Origin of the sequence: Pseudarthrobacter cellobiosi, from assembly GCF_023913755.1 — a bacterium.
GTDB lineage: Bacteria > Actinomycetota > Actinomycetes > Actinomycetales > Micrococcaceae > Arthrobacter > Arthrobacter cellobiosi.
The window spans coordinates 1-14,291 of record NZ_JAMXBJ010000030.1; the positions used below are offsets into that span (position 1 = coordinate 1).

Sequence of the window (14,291 nt, forward strand, 5' to 3'; positions counted from 1 at the left end):
AGGCCGGCCGACGCATCGAAATAAAGACAGCCAAAGCGTCAGACAGGCTCTGAGTCAGACCAACCCGACCCCCACATCAATCATTACTGACAGGCTCGACCACCGGGACCGACTCAGCGACGGGAGCCTCCTCGTAGGATAGGTTCTCGTAGTCCGTGTCGTCTTCGTCGTCGAGCCTGTCGTCCAGTTCCTTCAGCAGCCAGGGATTAATCCGTGCAAGGATCTTGCGGACTTCCTCGACGTCGACGGCGGCGTACAGCACCGGACGGGCATCCCGGTACTTGGTGACGGGCGGCTTGTCCGGCCACTTCGCGGCGAGAGCCCTGACGCGTTCGGGCAGGGAATTGTGGGCGTTGTCCGCGATCTTCACCAACGCTGCGTCGTGGTCCTCGGCAATGAAGTTCATGCCGGCCTGATAGTCATCGGGATTCTCGTGCAGCCGGTTGGTGACCCGCTCGATGATGTCCGCTGCCCGCTCGGAAACGCCCATGTCCAGCAGCGCTTGCCGCGTGATGGGAGTGTCCTCGGCAATGTCATGAAGGTAACCGGCGATCCGGATATCGTCGTCGAAATCTGCCAAGGCGTCACCTACCGCGATCACATGGTCACGGTAGGGCCGCTTGAGCTTGTCCTTCTGCCGGTTGTGGGCCACCTCGGCCAGGACTCGCGCCGTCTCGACAGTGAATCGCGGTTGAGGGATTTGTGCTTCAGTGAATTCGGGTGCCGACATAGCTCCAGCCTACGCGTAGGGCAGCAAGTGGCCTCACGTCCGCGGGGCCGCAAGTGTCCGCTCGCGCGCTACTTAGGGCCGGTCCAGACCCACGGTTCCCGCGGGAGGTCCGCCGGCCGGAACGCCGCGAGTGCGTGTTCCAGCGTCCCGGCCGGCAGCCCCAGGGACTGCAGGATGAGGTTCCGCACGTCAGCGGAGGAAACGCCCGCGAGGGAGAGGTCGGACAGCGTCACGGCGCCGTCGCGCTTTGCCAACCGGGCGCCGTCGGAGTTCACCACCAGCGGCACGTGTGCATATTCCGGAATGGGAATGTTCAACAACGACGCAAGATACGCCTGCCTGGGCGTGGACGGTAGCAGGTCATCGCCCCGCACCACCTGGTCGATGCCCTGTGCGGCGTCGTCCACCACGACGGCCAGGTTGTAGGCGGTGACGCCGTCGTTGCGGCGAAGGACAAAATCGTCCACCAGGCCGGTGAAGTCGCCGTGCAGCACATCCCGCACGGCGTACTCCGCTACCTCGGCGCGGAGCCGGATGGCCGCAGGCCGGGTGGAGCGTTTGAACTCCAGCTCGGCAGGGTCGAGCTCACGGCAGGTGCCCGGATAGGCACCCTGCGGCGCGTGCGGCGCTGACGGCGCCTCCTGGATTTCGCGGCGCGTGCAGAAGCATTCGTAGGTGAGGCCTGCGGCAGCCAGCCGCCCGATCGCTTCAGCGTAGACGGCGCCGCGGTCCGTCTGGCGCACGACGGCGCCGTCCCACGTCAAGCCCACGGCCTCCAGATCGCGGAGCTGCTCCGCCTCTGCGCCGGCCCGCGCCCGGTCAAGGTCCTCGACGCGCAGCAGGAAGTCGCGGCCGGTGGACCGGGCGAACAGCCAGGCGAGCATCGCGGTGCGGAGGTTTCCTATATGCAGTTCACCGGAGGGGCTGGGGGCAAAGCGGCCGGCAGGGGTCATGGATCAACCCTAGTCCGGGCAGCAAGAGCCCCTCAGCTACCGATGACTTCGAGGATCCGACGTCGGTGGCTCAGGGGCTCTTGCCGTGTGTGCAGAATGACCGTGGTGTGAACAAGTGTCAATCAGCGGCGTCCTCCTTGCGGGAGGCGGTGTCCAGTTGCCGGGTGGTGTGCCGGAGTTCCTGTAGCCTGCGGGATTCGGCGGTAGCCTCAGCCCTTGTTGCCACAATTTGAGCAGACGCCATACAGTTGGCACAACTGGCAAGCATTTCGTTGGTCAGTCTGACCAATAGAGACCACGAGCTCCGACAGGAACTGATCAGATTGCAGCAATTGGACGCCACGGACAAGCGCATCCTCAATGCCCTGGACGAGGACCCGCGCGTCCCCATCATGGTGCTGGCCCAGCGGCTGGGCCTGGCGCGAGGGACCGTCCAGTCGCGCCTGGAGCGGATGACGGCGTCGGGCGCTCTCCGTCCCAACAGCAGCCGAGTGCTCCCCTCCGCCCTGGGCAGGGGTGTGGCGGCGGCCGTCAGCGCCGAACTGGACCAGAGCCACCTCAACGAAGCCATCGCGGCCCTGCGAGAAATCCCCGAGGTCCTGGAATGCCATGCGCCTGCCGGCGACACCGACCTGCTGATCCGCGTGGTGGCCACCAGCCCGGACGACCTCTACCGCGTGTCCGAGGAGATCCGGCTCTGCCCCGGCATTGTCCGGACGTCCACCAGCATGTTCCTGCGTGAAGTCATCCCGTACCGCACCACCGGACTGCTGCGGGACTGAATTATTGCCCGACTTTCAGGCCGCACGGGAAGCTCTCCCCATCGCCCTCGCGGACGCATCGCAGCTAGGCTGGCACGGGAATCCATTCAGGGGGAAACATGGCGGGGAACTTTTACGGCGGCGACGTTGCCCAGTTGCGGCAGCTCGCCAAGGACCTGGCAGGCGGCGCCACCAGGTTGAGCCTGCTCGGCCAGCAGCTCAGCAGCGTCATCGGCACAGGCGTCTGGAAAGGGCACGACGCCGAGCGCTTCCGCAGCGACTGGACGTCATCGTGCTTGTTGCTGCTGAAGTCCGCAACGGCCGGGCTGGAGTCGGCATCCAAGACGCTGCTCGCCAACGCCGACGAGCAGGAGAAGGCCAGCGACGGGGCCGGTTCAGGTGGCGGCTCCGGGAGTGGTGGCAGCGGTTCCGGGGACGGCGCTGCCCAGGACCTGACGGACCGGCTGAACGGCATAACCCCCGAAGAACGCCAGGCCTACCTCGGCAGCGAGGAATTCAGGCACTGGGCGCTTGAAAACCCCGAGGCTGCAAAGGCCGCCATGGATGCTGCCGCCGATTCTGGGCTGATCGACAAAAGCTCCGAGGAAGACGCGGATTTCCTCAGCGACTACTGGAACAACCAGGCAATGCTGGACATGGGCATCGACCCCGCCAGCTGGGACACCTCCAAAGGCACCGAACACAACTGGGAGACCATCAAGAAGGTCTACGACTTCTACGGCCGGGCGTACCTCTCCAACCCGGACCTGCAGTGGGCCGGCATGGCCAACATGATCGGCCCGTCCTTCGCAGGCGGCTTCAAGGACATGGCCATGCTGCGGGACCTCGCCCAGCAGATCGCGGACAATCCGGCTTCGGACATCCCGCTCCCCATCCTTGACCAGATCGAACAGCTCGCAGGCATGACCGACCAGGAGATCCGTTATTACGAGACCAGCATGCTGGATATGAACAAGGAGATCTTCCTGGACCAAGCCCGCCAACATGAGGCCTACATGAACGGCGGAATCGAGGAAATCAACAGATTGCGGGACTCGGGCGCCATCGACACCGGTACCGCCGAGGAGTGGGCCAAGATCGATTCCGGCGACCCGGATCTGATCCAGGAAGGCAACACCGCCCTCCTGTACCGCGAGCAGAACGAGATCATCGCGGACGATTACGACCAAATGCGGATCCACCCTGGCGGAGAGGCCATAACGTACATGGTCACGTTGGCCGGCGAGCCGTCCATCCCGGGCGCAAAAAGCTACCCGGAAGTCTTTCCCTACACCTTCAGCGTGGAGAGTCCCGGCCCGGAAAACGTGCCCTTCACAAATTGGGACAACCCCACCCAGTTCCGCACCGACTTCACCACAGGGTTCCCCGACGGGAACGTCTCCAACGCGGACCAGCGGTGGGAGCTCATCCGGCAGGACACCCTCCCGGCCTACCAGAACCTCCTGGCGACGGATCCCGCACGTGCAGAACAAATTATCGGTTCGGACTTCAACGACCGCGTGGAGCAGCACCGCCCCACCAACAACATCCCCGGCATCATGGACCGCTTTGTAAATGGCTTCGGCGCGGAGGTCCACCAGTGAAGACCACATGCCCAACCGCACCTCGGCGCCAGCGGCGGCGGCCCGCCGTCGTACTTCTTGCCCTTTCCGCTTGCCTTGCCCTGACGGGCTGCCAGATCAGTGGCACCACGAACGAACCGACCTCTCAAGGGAGCACCATGAGCACCTCGGAATTTTCCACCCTCGACGCTGCCGGCGTGGACCAGATCCGCGAATCCAAGACCGCGCGGCTGGACATGAGCTCGGGAAGGCTGGAAAAGGCTGCTGTCCGGGTCACGGAAGACAGCTATGGGCCCGAGATCAATACCAAGGACTCGGGAAAGATCAAGCTCACCATCGTTGCTCCGAGCGGCGAGATCAGTGGCGAAACGGACCGTATCCGGTTGAACACCACGAACAAGCGGCCGGACTTCAGCGAGGTCACCTACTTCCTCACCGCCGACTCGCCCGACGAGTATTTTGAGCTCATCCGGGACGGTGTGGCGCGGTACGGGATCGACGCCGACTCCGCCGAACGCTGGATCGCCGGTGCCCAGCGGGACCCGGAACGAAAGACCGATTTCTCCGTCACCTCCGGCACCTCCACGGGCCTGGACGTGAACTACGACCTCCGGTACGACGGCGGCAAGGACACCCAGGTGATCATCGTCCACGTCCGCCCCACGGACTGACGCAACGCAACGCAGAACAAACGCCCTCGCGCTACACCGGCGGCCCCGCGTTGGACTTCAGGTTCTTCATCACCAGCGTGGACGTCAGCCGCTCAACCCCGGGCAGTGACGTGAGCTCGGCGTCGTAGAAGCGCTGGTAGCCAGGCAGGTCTTCGGCGATGACCTTCAGCAGGTAGTCCGGGGAGCCGAAGAGCCGCTGCGCCTCCACGATGTTGGGGTTGTCTGCCACCCGGTTCTCAAAGATCTCCATCGTGGAGCGGTCCACCTGGCGCAAAGTCACAAACACAATGGCCTCGAAACCGAGCCCGACGGCGGCCGGGTCGATGTCCGCCTTGTAGCCGCGGATCACGCCTGACGTCTCCAGGTCCCGAAGCCTCCGGTGGCATGGCGCCACCGTGAGCCCGACCTTCGCGGCCAGCGCCGTGGCGGTCATCCGGCCATCTTCTTTGAGGTGGCGCAAAATGTTTCTGTCAATATGGTCAATCACGCAAATATCTTACCAATTGCGGCTTCTGCTCGGCGAAAAGGGTAAGCACTTATGGCCGGAAACTTCATAAGGTTTGTCCTGTACCTATCGGACAGGAGCCCACCATGAATCCCCAGCTGTTTTTCGCCTTTGTGGTGGTGGCAGTCGCCCTTGCCTGCACCCCCGGCGTGGACTGGGCGTACTCCATCACGGCCGGTTTGCGGCAGCGCAGCTTTGTCCCGGCCGTGGCCGGACTTTGCGGCGGCTACGTCCTGCACACGCTGCTGATGGTGGCAGGTCTCGCAGCCCTGCTGTCCGGCCTGCCGGGTGTCCTGGGCTGGCTTACGGTAGCGGGCGCGGGCTACCTACTATGGTTGGGCATCAGCACCCTCCGCTCCTGGCGCGGAGCCTCCTTCAGTGCGGCAGACGCCGTCGGGAAGCCCGCCAACCAGCTCCGCACCTTCCTTCAGGGCATGGGCACCAGCGGCATCAACCCCAAGGGGCTGCTGTTCTATGTGGCGCTTGTGCCGCAGTTCGTCAGCCCGGAGGCCTCCCTCCCGGTCCCCGTCCAGTCCGGCCTGCTGGGCCTGACCTTTGTCCTGCTGGCCGGAACCGTTTACACCTGTGTGGCGCTGCTGGCCCGCAAACTCCTGCAGTCCCGGCCCGGCGCCGCGCGGACAGTCACCCTGGCCAGCGGCATCATCATGGTTGCCCTCGGCGTGGCGCTCCTCTCCGAGCAGCTGGTTCCGCTGGTTGCCGGGCTCACCGGGCAGGTCTGACGCCACCTTCGGGCACAGCGTTTCGGGCGAGCTCAGCAGCAAACCTAGGCCTTGCGCTCCATGAACCATTCCGTGAACTCGGACGCCCGACCGTCCGGTTCAAGGCGGATGACCCACAAGTTGTCGTAGCTGGGACTATCACCAAGGTAGTCCGTGAAACCCTGCACAAAGGCCAGCCCGCCGTCGGTCCCCAGCCCGCTATCCGTCCCCAACAGCGTCCAGTCAAACGTCCAATCCCCGGGTTCGTCCCGCGCCTCCAGCCAGCGGTCCACGATCTGCTCGCGGCCCCGCCAGGCATCGACATCATGCGGGCGGGTGGCGTAGACGGCTTCTTCGGTGAACAGAGACCCGATGTCCTCCGGGTTGTTGGTGGTCCACGCCGCGATGTACTTTTCCATCCAGGACCGGGCTGCGTCGCTCATGCCTCCGTTGTACTCCGGGGCGGCCTGGGCCACAAGGCAGGTCCACTAGGCAGGTCCGTAAGGCCGCCCGCAACCGGAGTCTATTTCCCGTCCAGGTTTTCCCACTCCTGCTCCCACAGCCGGCGCTCGTCAATGTCCTTGCGGATGACTTCGAACGTTTCCAGCTCCGCCGGCCTGCCGCGGAGCCAGTCCCGCGGGTTGAGGGATTTGCGGCCGTTGTCGAGCACCAGCAGGGCACGGTCGGTGAGGGCGTCGTTGCGGAGCACCACGTCGGTTTTCCGACGGCGGAGCACCTCCTTCAGGGCGTCGTGCGCCTTTGCGTGGGCGCCGAGCCGCCGGAGCGCCCGCCCGCGGAGCAGCAGGAGGGCCGCCGAGAGGTCGTCGGAGTTCAGCAGCCCCTCCGTACAGATCACCACTTCCTTGTCGCGTCCCAGCGCGAACGCCAGTGCGCAGCGAGCCAAGGCTGAGGGCAACGACGGCGGCAACCCGGCCACCGTCTGCAGCGCGGCTTCCAGCTGGCCCGTCTCCCTCAAGGAGTGCGACAGTGCCAGGAAAACCGATTCCTGGCTGAACAGCACGGGGACTTCGATACGCTCGGCAACCTCTACCCGGGTGACCACACGCGCGAGGTACGTGGCCGCATACTGGTTGGCGTCGTCGTCGTTTCTGATGGACAGGCCGCGCTGGAGGAGTTCGGACGCGCGCAGGTAGCCGCCGTGCTGGTACGCCAGGAGGCCGGCCATAACGGAGCAGAGCCCGGCCCAGCCCGGATAGGCGCGGCCCAGGGCGATGAGCCGCTCCGGTTCCTTACTGGTGAAGATGGCATCATGCACGGCTTTGGCCGCTTTTCCGGGCATCCGCTTGAGCCTGGGAACGTCGCCGTCCACGGCAATCAGCGCGGCATCCCGGCCGCCCAGCACTCCGTGGATCAGCCCGCCTACGCTGCCGGCGAGCTCCCGGACGGGGGTCTGCATGTGGACGTTCCCGAACGGCGTCAGGTCACGCATGTCCCGGTAGATCGGTCCTCTGGCATCCCCCACGGTCATCTCTCCATGCTACGTGGCGGACCGATGGGCACGCCCTACGTGGCCGCGGCGACCCAGAGCCCGATCACCCAGGTGCTGGCCGCCAGGCACGCCAGTCCGAACTCCACCAGCATGCCCAGCCCGGTGGCTTTGAGGGCTGCCCAGCTGGTGGAAGTTGCCGTGCCGAAGTTCCGGGTGCGGAGGAATTCGCTGAGCAGCAGGCCCACGGCAAAGCCCACAAAAAGCCCCACCACCGGGATGATGAACATGCCGGCCACGCCCGCCGCCAGGCCGATCACCACGCTGCGGTTGGGGATGCTGTGCTGCCTGAGCTTCCGGCCGGTCAGCACGGCGCTGGCGGCCATGCCGGCCAGCACAAATACCATCCCCACCGCGAAGACCACCCAGCCTGTGGTTCCGGCGCCGCCCCAGATGGCCCACGCCAGCAGGCTGAGCCCGATCAGGAAGCTGCCGGGCAGTATGGGGATGATGGTGCCCGCCACGCCCACCAGGATGGCCAGGCCGCACAGGATGCTCACCACGGTTTCGGAGTTCATGAGCCCCAGTTTAGGGCGGCACTGCGGTCAGCTTCGCCGCTTAACGCCCGACGGCGGTGCGTCCCCTGCGCGGAGAGGCACCGCCGTCGGGCGTTGTGTCAGTGCGTGGCTGCGGTGGTTACTCGGCTTCCACGGCTGCGGCGACCGCGGCCGTCACGGCCGGGGCAACGCGCGGATCCAGCGGGCTGGGCACGATGTAGTCCACCGAAAGGTCAGCTTCCGCGAGTTCGGCGATGGCGCGGGCCGCGGCAAGCTTCATGGCGGGCGTGATCCGGCGGGCACCGGCGTCCAGCGCGCCGCGGAAGATTCCGGGGAAGGCCAGCACGTTGTTGATCTGGTTGGGGAAGTCACTGCGGCCGGTGGCCACCACGGCGGCGTACTTGGCGGCCACCTCGGGCAGGACTTCGGGGTCCGGGTTGGAGAGGGCGAACACGATGGAGTCGGCGTTCATCAGCTTCAGGTGCGCCTCGTCCAGCTTCGAGGAGGAAACCCCGATGAACACGTCAGCGCCAAGCAGCGCTTCGCCGGGGCCGCCCGTTACACTGCGGGGGTTGCTGCGCCCTGCCATCTGGGACTTCTTGCTCTGCGGGTCTGCGGCGATGTCGGCCCGCTCCCGGTTGATGACGCCCTTGGAATCGAGCAGGACAACATCCGTGATGCCGGCGGCGAGCAGGATTTCGGCGACGGCGATGCCGGCGGCTCCGGCGCCGGAAACCACTACGCGGAGGTCTGCGAGTCCGCGGCCGGTGACCTTGGCGGCGTTCGTCAGGGCGGCGAGGGCCACCACGGCGGTGCCGTGCTGGTCATCGTGCATGACGGGGCAGTCCAGGGCTTCGATGAGCTTCTCTTCGAGTTCGAAGCAACGGGGGGCCGAGATGTCCTCGAGGTTGACCGCGCCGAAGCTGGGGCGAAGGCGGACCAGGGTTTCCACGATCTCGTCAACGTCCGTGGTGTTCAGGACCAGGGGAATGGAATCCAGCTCGCCGAAGGTCTTGAACAGGGCGGACTTGCCCTCCATCACGGGCAGTGAGGCGGCGGCGCCGATGTTGCCCAGGCCCAGCACCGCGGTGCCGTCGCTGACCACAACCACCAGGCGCTGCGCCCAGGTGAGGGTCTTGGCGAGTTCCGGGTTGTTGTGGATGGCGCGGCTGACCTCGGCCACACCGGGGGTGTAGGCGATGGACAGGTCGCGCTTGTTGGACAGCGGGACCGTGCTGGTCACCGAGAGCTTCCCGCCCTGGTGGGCGTCGAAGATCTCGGCCTCGGTCAGGGCGGTGGCTGCTGAATTGTCGGTAGGTGCGATTACGTCAATGGACACGTCGTTGTCTCCTGGGGCTAGCCGTGGGCGCACGGCGCAGAAAGGCTCAAGCGCAGGGAGGCTCAAGGTGGAATTCGTTGCTTCTTGGGCCCAGAGGTGGCGGGCCCGGGGTGAAGCCCTTGCAGATGCGGGTTGCCAGCCACTCCGGTCCTGCCATAATAAACAGCGCTCACGCTCCAGAAAGTGCATTCGAGGCTCCGGGAGTGTGACAAATCGTTTTGTCAGGCAATTTTGTGAGCCACATCACGGCATAAAGACGTATTTATTGGCCGACTGGTCTAGACCAGTTACGCCGATCGGTGGGCAGCCCGGGCCCCGGCAGCCACCGGAGCAAGCAAGGTGCAGGCCATTTTGAGGTCCTCTTCGGCCTCAAACAGCGAGAGCCGGCGGTTACGGACGGACTGGACCAGACCAGTGACGGTCAGCAGGAGCACCCGGGCTGCTACGGCGTCGTCAGAGGCGGTGGCTACAGCCGTTTCGCTCAGGGCATCGATTTCATGCAGGAGCGCCGTGGTGTCCTTGTCCTTGAGGTACACGCAGCGGCTCAGGCACTGTTCGACTGCCGGCTGCATCACCCGCATATGGAAGATCTCCATCACCACGCCAGTGAGGGCGCGGCCACCGAAGCTGGCCGCCGACGTGCGGGCCCTGCCCTGAAGCTCGTCCAGCTGCTGGCGGTAGAGGGACAGCATCAGGTGGTTGGCCGTGGGGAAATAGCGGTAGACGGTGCCCAACGGCACACCGGACTTTTCCGAAATTTCCGCGAGGTCCACCGACTCCAGCCCTTTGCGGGCAAACCCTGCGGCAGACTCAAGGACGCGCGTGTAGCGCAGCCGCTGACGCGGCGTGGAGGGCCGGGCGGCCATGGACGGATGGGCTGAAAGGGTCTCGGGCATCAGGATTCCGGGGTTGTGTTCTTATGGTGCAGCGGCAGGGAGAGTCCCCATCCCGTGTGCCTGCAGTCCGCCTCAACTATACGCGGCACAGGCAAAAGCCGGAATCAGTCGACCCCTCGGATCTTGACCACGAACACAGCGCCCAGCAGGCCGATGACGGCGGCCGTGGTGAACAGCGTGACGTACCCTCCCAGGAACTGCAGGGAGAGGAAGGCGATCAGCGGGGCGAACACCTGCGGCAGCGAGTTGGCCACGTTGATGACCCCCATGTCCTTGCCCCGGTCAGCAGCCTTCGGGAGCACCTGGGTCAGCAGCGCGAAGTCCACTGCGAGGTAGGCGCCGAAGCCGATGCCCAGCACACCGGCCCCCACCAGGGCCCCCGGCCACACCGGGAAAAAGGCCATGATCAGCCCCGCCAAGGCGATTGTGGCGGAGGAGCCGATCACAAACGGCTTGCGTTTGCCCACACGGTCACTCCACGGTCCGGCCAGCACTGCGGTGATCATGACCATCACCGCGTAGATGCCCGTGAGCATCAGGACACCCAGGGCCGGGTCCTCATGCTTGATGACGTCCCGGAGGAAAAAGAGAAGGTAGACGATAGTGAGCTGGTTGCCCACGTTGACCAGGAAGCGGGTGAGCCAGGCCCAGGCGAAGTCGGGGTGGCGGGCAGGGCTGATCCAGAAACCGCGCAGGAACCCGGTCCAGGTGAACGGCGGCCGGGCCTCCCGCGGGAGCGGCGGATCGTTCCGGTGGAAGAGATACGGCAGCACGGAGAACAGCAGGGCGGCCGCACACATGGTGTACCCCACCATGAAGTTTCCGGAGACCACCGCGCCGAAAACTGCGCCGAGCAGGATTCCCAGGGTCTGGCCCATGGCTGCCAGCCCGCCCACTCCGCCGCGCTGCAGGACCGGCACGCGGTCCGGCACGGCAGCGGTGATGGCCGCGTAGGCTGCGTTGGCGCCCAGCTGGACCAGGCTCCAGAAGAGGACCATCAGGGCCACGGTGCTGGCTCCGGACATCGCCAGCAACGCAGCCGTGGCCAGGATGGCGCCGGCCAGGACCCACGGGGCACGCCGGCCAAAACCAGAGACCGTCCGGTCGGACAGGGCCCCAAAGAGCGGGTTGGCCACCAGTGAGACAGCGGCGCCACAGCCCGTCACCAGGGACAGGATGGCTTCCTTGTTGAGGGCGTCAATGCTGATGGCTTGCTGGCCGATGAACACATTGATGGGGCCGAAGAAGGCGGCGTTAATGCCCACATTGACCAGCACCAGCCCGGTCACCCAGCGCGCGGTGACCTTCTGCGTCGGCTCGGCGAGCGCCGCCGTCGAGCTTTCCGATCCCGCTCCGGGAGCCGACGCAGCGCTGGGATCCGGTGCTGCGGGTGTGTCGGACAGGCTCATGCTGGTTCCCCCTGGAACGGTTGGTGATTCTGAAAATCAGACTATCGTGGGCTGCATCGCCCCGCTTGTCATACGGCGCTTGCCTTGTGTGGCTATGGACAGCGCGCAGCCCCACGACACTGAACACCTGGAGATCCAATGACCGCATCTGCTGGCAACACCAACAGCCCCAACACCGCCGATCTGTACGATGAGCGCGGCGAGGAACTGGCGTCCGTATCACTCCAGTTCCAGTCCCTCGGCGGCCGGTCACACTTCAGCGGCCCGGTGCGGACCATCCGCTGCTTCCAGGACAACGCCCTGGTCAAGTCCACCCTGGCCACCTCCGGCAATGGCGCCGTGCTGGTGGTGGACGGCGGCGGTTCGCTGGGCACAGCCCTGATGGGGGACATGATCGCCGAGAGCGCCGTGGCGAACGGTTGGGCCGGCGTCGTGATTAACGGCGCCATCCGCGACCGCGAGGCGATCGCCCAACTGGACCTGGGCGTCAAGGCGCTGGGCAGTAACCCGCGTAAGAGCGCCAAGGCCGGCGCCGGTGAAGTTGACGTGGATGTAGTGCTCGACGGCGTGACCTTCCGTCCCGGCGTCACCGTCTGGTGCGATCCGGACGGCATCCTCGTGGAGCGCTGATCGGGTCCTCCAGCTTGGGCGGGGGCCCGGGCGGCGCTCCGCTTCCGCAAGAATCTCTGGCAGCGGGAATGAAACGGGAACTAACATAGTTACTGAAAGCAACTATCGAGCGTGATCCCTTATTCTTTCCTGGAGAAGCCGTGCCCAAAACTACCGCTGAGCGTGCCGCCGGCGAAACCCTGACACAGCGTCAGATCGTCACCGTGATGGTGGGGCTCATGCTGGGCATGTTCCTGGCATCGCTGGACCAGACCATCGTGTCCACCTCCATCTACACCATCGCCAACGACCTCGACGGGCTGTCGCTCCAGGCGTGGGCCACCACCGCCTACCTCATCACGTCCACGGTCAGCACGCCGCTGTACGGCAAGCTGAGCGATATTTTCGGCCGGCGTCCGCTGTACCTGATCGCGATCGTCATATTCCTGGTCGGCTCGCTCTACGCCGGCTCAGTGCATTCCATGACCGAACTGGCCATCGCCCGCGGCGTCCAGGGCCTGGGCGCCGGAGGCCTGCTGGCCCTCGCGCTGACCATCATCGGCGACATTGTGTCGCTGAAGGACCGGGCCATATACCAGGGCTACTTTATGTCGGTGTTCGGCATCTCCTCCGTGCTCGGCCCGGTGGTGGGCGGCGCGTTCGCAGGTTCGGCCAACATCCTGGGCTTTGACGGCTGGCGCGGGGTGTTCTTCATCAACCTGCCCATCGGCCTGGCGGCCCTGGCCGTGGTGTTTATGTTCCTGCACCTGCCGGCCAAGCACGTGAAGCAGAAGATCGACTACTTCGGCGCAGCCGCCATCACTCTCGCCATCGTCCCGCTCCTCCTGGTGGCGGAACAGGGCCGCAGCTGGGGCTTTACGTCGCTGAACTCCTTCCTTTGCTACGGCCTGGGCGCGGTGGGCATCATCTGGTTCCTGCTGGCCGAAAAACGCGCCGGAGATTACGCCCTGATCCCGCTCCGGCTCTTCCGGAACGCTACTTTTGGCCTGTCCTCGCTGCTGAACTTCATCATCGGCATCGGCATGTTCGGCGCCATCGCCATGCTGCCCATGTACCTGCAGCTGGTCAAGGGGCTCACACCCACCGAAGCCGGCCTGATGATGATCACCTTCACCCTCGGCATCCTGACCGGTTCCATCACCGCGGGCCGCACCATTTCGGCGTCGGGCACGTACCGGATCTTCCCCATCGTGGGTACGGGCATCCTCACCGCCGCCGCGCTGGTTATGGGACTGTCCCTGGGCGTGGACACCGGCCTCTGGGTTCCCGGCGTGATCGCCGTGTTCTTTGGCATGGGCCTGGGTTTCTGCATGCAGCCGCTCACCCTGGCCATGCAGGTCTCCGTGCCCCCAAAGGACATGGGTGTGGGCACCTCCTCCGCGGCGTTCTTCCGGTCCATGGGCGGCGCGGTGGGCACGGCCGTGTTCATCTCCATGCTGTTCAGCCTGGCTGCGAGCCGGATCGCCGACACGATGAAGTCAGCCATGTCCAGCGCCGACTACCTGGCCGTCCTGCGCGACCCGGCCGTGGCAGCGGACCCGGCCAACGCCAAGCTGTACGAGTTCTTCCAGAACGGGGCATCGAACGAATCGCTCAATGACACCAGCTGGCTCCACTCCGCCAACAGCGTGCTCACCCGCCCCATTACGGAGGGCTTCGCGTACGCGATCGACACCGTGATGATCACCGCAGCCGTCCTCACCGGGATCGCGTTCCTGATCAGCTTCGCCCTGCCGAACAAGAAGCTGACGGATCCGAAGGTCGCCCCGCGGGGAGACACAGCTGCGGTGGCGGCCCACTAGCTCTTCCGGGTTCCGCGCGCTGAGCGGAGTACTGTCACGGCAGGCAGTCTTTTGGGCTGCCTGCCGTTGTTGTTCCGCGGATATCCGGGCTTTTTCCGTGCCGGCCGGGCTAAAAGAGTGCCCTGCGTGACGCGCGGGTGCACCGGCCCCCTACGGAGGTGGACGACGACGACGGCGGCACACCCCGCCGTCGTCGGCTTCCTGTTTCGGAGGGAACAAGTCGCAAGTGGAACGGCGGGCGGTGACGTGCCACACTGTTTAGCGCGTGTGCGCCGGCCATAAGCCGGTA

15 protein-coding genes are annotated in these 14,291 nt (G+C 65.5%); 6 read left to right on the forward strand and 9 right to left on the reverse strand.

What is annotated here, in order from left to right; genetic code table 11:
- Window positions 1-76: 76 nt before the first annotated feature.
- Both NG696_RS03200 and gluQRS read right to left on the reverse strand, forming a co-directional pair.
- Complete coding sequence (locus NG696_RS03200; protein ID WP_252573997.1) at window positions 77-730, reverse strand: phosphohydrolase; 654 nt, start codon at window positions 728-730, stop codon at window positions 77-79.
- A 68-nt stretch (window positions 731-798) separates the two neighbouring features.
- Window positions 799-1,683 (reverse strand): tRNA glutamyl-Q(34) synthetase GluQRS, encoded by an 885-nt coding sequence (gene gluQRS / locus NG696_RS03205; protein WP_252574000.1) that lies wholly within the window; start codon window positions 1,681-1,683, stop codon window positions 799-801.
- Window positions 1,684-2,006: 323 nt separating this feature from the next.
- Here gluQRS and NG696_RS03210 point away from each other — a divergent pair, with 323 nt between their 5' ends.
- The 3 genes from NG696_RS03210 (at window position 2,007) to NG696_RS03220 (ending at window position 4,698) form a co-directional block, all read left to right on the forward strand.
- A complete protein-coding gene (locus NG696_RS03210) occupies window positions 2,007-2,465 on the forward strand; it encodes an Lrp/AsnC family transcriptional regulator (protein WP_252564471.1) in 459 nt (152 codons plus the stop codon).
- A 98-nt stretch (window positions 2,466-2,563) separates the two neighbouring features.
- A complete protein-coding gene (locus NG696_RS03215; RefSeq protein WP_252574003.1) occupies window positions 2,564-4,048 on the forward strand; it encodes a WXG100 family type VII secretion target in 1,485 nt (494 codons plus the stop codon).
- Between the two features lie 137 nt (window positions 4,049-4,185).
- Complete coding sequence (locus NG696_RS03220; RefSeq protein ID WP_308291937.1) at window positions 4,186-4,698, forward strand: hypothetical protein; 513 nt, start codon at window positions 4,186-4,188, stop codon at window positions 4,696-4,698.
- A gap of 31 nt (window positions 4,699-4,729) precedes the next feature.
- Here NG696_RS03220 and NG696_RS03225 read toward each other — a convergent pair whose 3' ends face one another.
- Window positions 4,730-5,185, reverse strand: coding sequence for an Lrp/AsnC family transcriptional regulator (locus NG696_RS03225; RefSeq protein ID WP_082575850.1), 456 nt, complete (start codon window positions 5,183-5,185; stop codon window positions 4,730-4,732).
- 104 nt (window positions 5,186-5,289) lie between these two features.
- Between NG696_RS03225 and NG696_RS03230 the strand changes: the two genes are divergently transcribed.
- Window positions 5,290-5,943, forward strand: coding sequence for a LysE family translocator (locus tag NG696_RS03230; protein ID WP_252564476.1), 654 nt, complete (start codon window positions 5,290-5,292; stop codon window positions 5,941-5,943).
- 44 nt (window positions 5,944-5,987) lie between these two features.
- Here NG696_RS03230 and NG696_RS03235 read toward each other — a convergent pair whose 3' ends face one another.
- The 6 genes from NG696_RS03235 to NG696_RS03260 form a co-directional block, all read right to left on the reverse strand.
- Window positions 5,988-6,365, reverse strand: a complete 378-nt coding sequence (locus NG696_RS03235; protein WP_252564478.1) for a nuclear transport factor 2 family protein — start codon at window positions 6,363-6,365, stop codon at window positions 5,988-5,990.
- An 80-nt stretch (window positions 6,366-6,445) separates the two neighbouring features.
- Window positions 6,446-7,411 (reverse strand): hypothetical protein, encoded by a 966-nt coding sequence (locus NG696_RS03240; RefSeq protein WP_252564480.1) that lies wholly within the window; start codon window positions 7,409-7,411, stop codon window positions 6,446-6,448.
- Between the two features lie 35 nt (window positions 7,412-7,446).
- On the reverse strand, window positions 7,447-7,947 hold the full coding sequence (locus NG696_RS03245; protein ID WP_252564482.1) for a DUF456 domain-containing protein: 501 nt from the start codon (window positions 7,945-7,947) through the stop codon (window positions 7,447-7,449).
- A gap of 118 nt (window positions 7,948-8,065) precedes the next feature.
- A complete protein-coding gene (locus NG696_RS03250; RefSeq protein ID WP_252574005.1) occupies window positions 8,066-9,265 on the reverse strand; it encodes an NAD(P)-dependent malic enzyme in 1,200 nt (399 codons plus the stop codon).
- 287 nt (window positions 9,266-9,552) lie between these two features.
- The gene (locus tag NG696_RS03255; protein ID WP_252574007.1) at window positions 9,553-10,161 is read right to left on the reverse strand and encodes a TetR/AcrR family transcriptional regulator; all 609 of its coding nucleotides are present in this window, start codon (window positions 10,159-10,161) and stop codon (window positions 9,553-9,555) included.
- A gap of 104 nt (window positions 10,162-10,265) precedes the next feature.
- A complete protein-coding gene (locus tag NG696_RS03260; RefSeq protein ID WP_252574009.1) occupies window positions 10,266-11,570 on the reverse strand; it encodes an MFS transporter in 1,305 nt (434 codons plus the stop codon).
- Window positions 11,571-11,708: 138 nt separating this feature from the next.
- On the opposite strand from NG696_RS03260, the gene rraA reads away from it, so the two are divergent.
- Both rraA and NG696_RS03270 read left to right on the forward strand, forming a co-directional pair.
- Complete coding sequence (gene rraA / locus NG696_RS03265; protein WP_252574010.1) at window positions 11,709-12,200, forward strand: ribonuclease E activity regulator RraA; 492 nt, start codon at window positions 11,709-11,711, stop codon at window positions 12,198-12,200.
- 140 nt (window positions 12,201-12,340) lie between these two features.
- Complete coding sequence (locus tag NG696_RS03270; RefSeq protein WP_252574011.1) at window positions 12,341-14,002, forward strand: MDR family MFS transporter; 1,662 nt, start codon at window positions 12,341-12,343, stop codon at window positions 14,000-14,002.
- The last annotated feature ends 289 nt before the right edge of the window (window positions 14,003-14,291 follow it).